At 64.7% G+C, this 5,752-nt stretch carries 4 protein-coding genes; 3 read left to right on the top strand and 1 reads right to left on the bottom strand.

Going from position 1 to position 5,752, the window contains the following annotated elements; translation table 11 throughout:
- Positions 1-239: 239 nt before the first annotated feature.
- The gene (locus H7U20_RS21130; RefSeq protein WP_199761121.1) at positions 240-1,715 is read left to right on the top strand and encodes an AMP nucleosidase; all 1,476 of its coding nucleotides are present in this window, start codon (positions 240-242) and stop codon (positions 1,713-1,715) included.
- A 119-nt stretch (positions 1,716-1,834) separates the two neighbouring features.
- Here the strand turns inward: H7U20_RS21130 and H7U20_RS21125 are convergent, their stop codons facing one another.
- Positions 1,835-2,176 carry an addiction module antidote protein gene (locus H7U20_RS21125; protein ID WP_233410964.1) on the bottom strand — a complete coding sequence of 114 codons (342 nt, stop codon included), beginning with the start codon at positions 2,174-2,176 and terminating at the stop codon, positions 1,835-1,837.
- A gap of 245 nt (positions 2,177-2,421) precedes the next feature.
- On the opposite strand from H7U20_RS21125, the gene H7U20_RS21120 reads away from it, so the two are divergent.
- Positions 2,422-3,537 (top strand): aldose epimerase family protein, encoded by a 1,116-nt coding sequence (locus H7U20_RS21120; RefSeq protein WP_199761110.1) that lies wholly within the window; start codon positions 2,422-2,424, stop codon positions 3,535-3,537.
- Positions 3,538-3,677: 140 nt separating this feature from the next.
- Positions 3,678-5,417, top strand: a complete 1,740-nt coding sequence (locus tag H7U20_RS21115; protein ID WP_199761109.1) for an IlvD/Edd family dehydratase — start codon at positions 3,678-3,680, stop codon at positions 5,415-5,417.
- The last annotated feature ends 335 nt before the right edge of the window (positions 5,418-5,752 follow it).

Below are 5,752 nucleotides of genomic sequence, written 5' to 3'. Positions count from 1 at the left end.
CGAACTTCGCCCGGCGCACCGCTGACGCTCAGACAGGCCGCCTTCGAGGGAGAGGTCCGCCAGCGATTAGGGTTTATGAAACATTCAGGCTAGGTTCTGCCTTGGGCTTAAGCGGCTCCGCCGACCGACTTCAATGTGACAAGCAAACTCCGCTGCCAGCCCTTACAATAGGCTCAGCATCCGTTTCGCCTCTCACCTTGAAGGAGTGCATCTTGCAGACCCGTCCGTTCATTGCCCCCATGCTGTTTGACGATCCTGCCGCCGCGTTCGACCAGGTGCGCCATATCTACGACACCAACATCGCTTACCTGCGCGAGTGCATGCGCCGCTTCGTCGCCGGCGAGGAACTCGGCGAACATGTGCGCGCCTGCTATCCCTTCGTCCGCGTCCACACCGACACCGTGGTGCGCGCCGACTCGCGGCTGGCCTTCGGCTTCGTCGCCGGCCCGGGCACCTATGAGACCACGCTGACCCGGCCCGAGCTGTTCGCCAGCTACTACGAGCAGCAGTTCCGCCTGCTATTGAAGAACCACGGCGACAAGCAGCAGGTGCAACTGGAGGTGGGCACCAGCGCGCAGCCGATCCCGATCCACTTCTCGTTCGCCGAACACGACCACATCGAAGGCAATATGAGCGCCGAGCGCCGCGTTTTGATGCGCGACATGTTCGACCTGCCCAATTTGGCGACGATGGACGACGGCATCGCCAACGGCACCCACGAGCCGGGACCGGGCGAGGCGCATCCGCTGTCGCTGTTCACCGCGCCGCGCGTCGACTACTCGCTGCAACGGCTGCGCCACTACACGGGCACGGCGCCGGCGCACTTCCAGAAGTTCGTCCTGTTCACCAACTACCAGTTCTACATCGACGAATTCGTCCGCCTCGGCCACGAGATCATGGGCGCGCCGTCCACCTCGGACGAGGACAAGTACATCGCCTTCATCGAGCCGGGCAACCTGGTGACGCGGCGCGTCGGCGTGGCCGCCGAGCCGGCCGACGCGCTGGGCGCCGCCTTGCCGCGCCTGCCGCAGATGCCCGGCTACCACCTGGTGCGCGCCGACGGCAGCGGCATCACCATGGTCAACATCGGCGTCGGCCCGGCCAACGCCAAGACCATCACCGACCACATCGCCGTGCTGCGGCCGCACGCCTGGCTGATGCTGGGCCACTGCGCCGGCCTGCGCAACACCCAGCAGCTGGGCGACTATGTGCTGGCGCACGGCTATGTGCGCGAGGACCACGTGCTCGACGAGGACCTGCCGCTGTGGGTGCCGATTCCGCCGCTGGCCGAGGTGCAGGTGGCGATCGAGGCGGCCGTCGCCGAGGTGACCCAGTTGACCGGCCATGAACTGAAGCGCGTGATGCGCACCGGCACCGTGGCCAGCACCGACAACCGCAACTGGGAGCTGCTGCCGCAGCGCACGCCGGAGCGCCGCTTCAGTCAGAGCCGCGCCATCGCGCTGGACATGGAGAGCGCCACCATCGCCGCCAACGGTTTCCGCTTCCGCGTCCCCTACGGCACGCTGTTGTGCGTCAGCGACAAGCCGATGCACGGCGAGATCAAGCTGCCCGGCATGGCCAACCAGTTCTACCGCGAGCGCGTCGACCAGCATCTGCGCATCGGCGTGCGCGCGGTGGAGATGCTGCGCGCCCTCGGCGTCGACAAGCTGCACAGCCGCAAACTGCGCAGCTTCACCGAGGTGGCTTTCCAGTAGGCCGCCGCACCGCCGCACCACTGCTGCTGCTGCTGCTGCTGCTGCATCTTCAGTCTTCGCCCGCTCCGCGCGGGCGATTTTTATGCGGGGCATGAACGCACTCTTGTGGCAGCTGTCAGTCAGGTAGAGCGGCCGCTGCTATCCCGATAGGCGACCTCTGGAATGGGTTCGATGTGCAGCCGCATGCCAAGTGAGTGTATGACCTTCACTATCGTTGCAAAGCTGGGGTTGCCATCGCCGGATAAGGACTTGTAGAGGCTTTCCCTGCCGAGTCCGGCATCCATTGCCAGCTGCGTCATTCCCTTGGCGCGCGCCACATTGCCAAGAGCCTTGGCGATGAACGCCGCATCATCGCCTGCCTCCTCAAGACAGGCCTCAAGATAGAAGGCGATATCCTCTTTGCTCCGAAGATGTTCGGCGCTATCCCATTTGCTCGTTTTCAGTGTCACGATGAGCTCCATACTCTATATTTTTCGCGCTAGGTCTTGCGCGGACTGCAGAGTGTTCATGGTCTCTGGGGGATTGCTAATTTCATTGTATCCAATGGGATACTGAGATGCCAGGATTTTGATCGAACCGCGCGTATTGACCATTGCAAGCTATATCATTTTTGATATCGGAAGCAGCAAAAATGTCATTGGTTTGTTTTTTGTTGGCGCTCTAAGATGCTTGATTGACGACCAGGGGCACCGACCATTTGACTTCCATGACACCGCATCCCGGCATCACCCGCACGCCGTTCGGCCAACTGCCGGACGGCCGCGCCACCAGCCTTTTCACCTTGCGCAACCGCGCCGGCATGGTGGTCAGCATCAGCGATTTCGGCGGCGTCATCAGCGCCATCCATGTGCCGGACCGCGCCGGCGTGGTGGCCAACGTCTGCCTCGGCTTTGACGCTGTCGAGCCGTATCGCAGCGTGTCGCCGTTTTTCGGCGCGCTGATCGGCCGCTACGCCAACCGCATCGCCAACGGCCGCTTCACGCTGGACGGCGTCGCGCACCAGCTTGACATCAACGACGGCGCCAACCATCTGCACGGCGGGGCATTGGGCTTTCACCGTGTGCTGTGGCAGGCGAGTATCGACGAGGCCAACGCCAACGCCAACGCCAACTCCGACGCCAACACCAACACCAACGGCGCCACCGCCGATACTGCGCTGACGCTGCGCTATCACAGCCCGGACGGCGAGCAAGGCTACCCCGGCGCGTTGGATGTGACGGTGCGCTACGCGCTCGGCGACGACAACGAATTGTCGATCAGCTTCGACGCCGTCTGCGACCGCGCCACGCCGGTCAACCTGACGAATCACGCCTACTTCAACCTGGCGGGGCGGGGCGACATCCTCGGCCACGAGATCATGATCCCGGCCGACGCCTATTCCGCCATCGACGCGGCCTTGATCCCGACCGGCGCGCAGCCGTCGGTGAGCGGCACGCCGTTCGACTTCCGCCAGCCGCAAACGATAGGCGCGCGCATCGACGCCGACCATCCGCAACTGCGCAACGGCGCCGGCTACGACCACAACTTCGTGCTGAACCAGCCGGCGCCGGGCGCGCGCAGGCTGGCCGCGCGCGTGCGCGAGCCATCCTCCGGCCGGGTGCTGGAGGTGTTCAGCGACCAGCCATGCCTGCAGTTCTACAGCGGCAATTTCCTCGACGGCAGCCTGGCTGCCGGCGGCCAGTACGCTTATCGCGGCGCCCTGTGCCTGGAACCACAGCATTGCCCCGACTCGCCGAACCGGCCGCAGCTGCCCAGCACCATCCTGCGCCCGGGCCAGCGCTACCGCAGCGTGATGGCTTACCGCTTCTCCATCGCTGTCTGATACCCCGAACCGATATCGATTTCGATATCACTATCGATAAATAATTTATTGGAAAGTTATCGCGGCAGACTTTAGTATTCCCACATCGCGGCACCGGCTTGGCAAGGGGCCGGCGCCCCAAGAACCAACAGGAGGAATGCATGTCGGAGAAAAAAAAGGTGGCCCTGCGCTCGGCCGAATGGTTCGGCACGCAGGACAAGAACGGCTTCATGTATCGCAGCTGGATGAAGAACCAGGGCATACCCGACCACGAGTTCCAGGGCAAGCCGATCATCGGCATCTGCAACACCTGGTCCGAGCTCACCCCCTGCAACGCCCACTTCCGCCAGTTGGCCGAACACGTCAAGCGCGGCATTCTGGAGGCGGGCGGTTTTCCGGTCGAGTTCCCGGTGTTCTCCAACGGCGAATCGAACCTGCGGCCGACCGCCATGTTGACCCGCAACCTGGCCAGCATGGACGTCGAGGAGTCGATCCGTGGCAATCCGATGGACGCGGTGGTGCTGCTGGTCGGCTGCGACAAGACCACGCCGGCGCTGCTGATGGGCGCCGCCAGCGTCGACATTCCGACCATCGTCGTCAGCGGCGGCCCGATGTTGAACGGTAAGCTGGACGGGAAAAACATCGGCTCCGGCACCGCCGTCTGGCAGCTGCATGAACAGGTCAAGGCCGGCACCATCACCATGCACCAGTTCATGGCGGCCGAATCGGGCCACTCGCGCTCGGCCGGCACCTGCAACACCATGGGCACCGCCTCGACGATGGCCTGCATGGCCGAGGCGCTGGGCACCAGCCTGCCGCACAACGCCGCCATTCCGGCGGTCGATTCGCGCCGCTACATCCTGGCCCACATGTCGGGCATCCGCATCGTCGAGATGGTGTGGGAGGAGCTCAAGCTGTCCAAGGTGCTCAAGCGCGAGAACTTCGAGAACGCCATCCGCGTCAACGCCGCCATCGGCGGTTCGACCAACGCGGTGATCCATCTGAAGGCGATCGCCGGCCGCATCGGCGTCGAGCTGGAGCTGGAGGACTGGACCCGCGTCGGCCGTGGCACGCCGACCATCGTCGACCTGATGCCGTCGGGCCGCTTCCTGATGGAGGAGTTCTATTACGCCGGCGGCCTGCCGGGTGCCATCCGCCGTTTGGGCGACGGCGGCCTGCTGCCGCATCCGGACGCGCTCACCGTCAACGGCAAGTCGCTGTGGGAGAACTGCCGCGAGGCGCCGGTCTACGACGACGAGGTGATCCGGCCGCTGGCCAAGCCGCTGCTCAAGGACGGCGGCATCTGCATCCTGCGCGGCAACCTGGCGCCGCGCGGCGCGGTGCTCAAACCGTCCGCCGCCACACCGGAGCTGATGCAGCATCGCGGCCGCGCCGTGGTGTTCGAGGACTTCGAACACTACAAGAGCCGCATCGTCGATCCGGAGTTGGAGGTGGACGCCAGTTCGATCCTGGTGATGAAGAACTGCGGCCCGAAAGGCTATCCCGGCATGGCCGAGGTGGGCAATATGGGCCTGCCGCCCAAGCTGCTGGCGCAGGGCGTCAAGGACATGGTGCGCATCTCCGACGCGCGCATGAGCGGCACCGCCTACGGCACCGTGGTGCTGCACGTGGCGCCCGAGGCGATGGCCGGCGGCCCGCTGGGCATCGTGCGCGATGGCGACTGGATCTCGCTCGACTGCGCCGGCGGCGCCCTGAACCTGGAGATCTCCGACGCCGAGATGGCGCAGCGCCTGGCGGCGCGCGCCGAGACCGTCGTGCCGACGGTGAGCAGCGGTTACCAGAAGCTCTACATCGATCATGTGCTGCAGGCGGACCAGGGTTGCGACTTCGATTTCCTGGTCGGCAGCCGCGGCTCGGCCGTGCCGAAGCATTCGCACTAATCCGTCGTTCCCGCGCACGCGGGAACCCATGCACCGTATGAGTTCCCGATACGCCGCATCTTGTCCAGCGCAGCATGGGTTCCCGCCTGCGCGGCGGTCCGCCGATGCGGAACGACAATTTGGTGGTTTTTAGAGGTACCTTTAAATGTCCACACTATTAACGGAAACAATATGTTAATCATCCAATTCAAAACCGCCGCCGGCGCCCGCCAAATCGGCTTGCTGGAACAGGATCGCGTCCGCGTGATCGACGGCTACAGCACCACCTACGCTTTGGCGCGCGACGCCATCTCCCGCCGCGTCGGCCTGGCCGACCTAGCCGGCGCGGGGGGGGG

This window comes from Rugamonas violacea (assembly GCF_016461825.1).
Taxonomy (GTDB): Bacteria; Pseudomonadota; Gammaproteobacteria; order Burkholderiales; family Burkholderiaceae_D; genus Rugamonas.
Note: the sequence above shows the minus strand (reverse complement) of the source record. Positions and strands in the feature narration are given on the sequence as shown.

Coding starts and splice junctions, on each gene's coding strand:
- H7U20_RS21125 (WP_233410964.1), bottom strand. CDS start 2,176: ATGGAGCTCATCGTGACACTGAAAACGAGCAAATGGGATAGCGCCGAA.
- H7U20_RS21115 (WP_199761109.1), top strand. CDS start 3,678: ATGTCGGAGAAAAAAAAGGTGGCCCTGCGCTCGGCCGAATGGTTCGGC.
- H7U20_RS21130 (WP_199761121.1), top strand. CDS start 240: ATGCTGTTTGACGATCCTGCCGCCGCGTTCGACCAGGTGCGCCATATC.
- H7U20_RS21120 (WP_199761110.1), top strand. CDS start 2,422: ATGACACCGCATCCCGGCATCACCCGCACGCCGTTCGGCCAACTGCCG.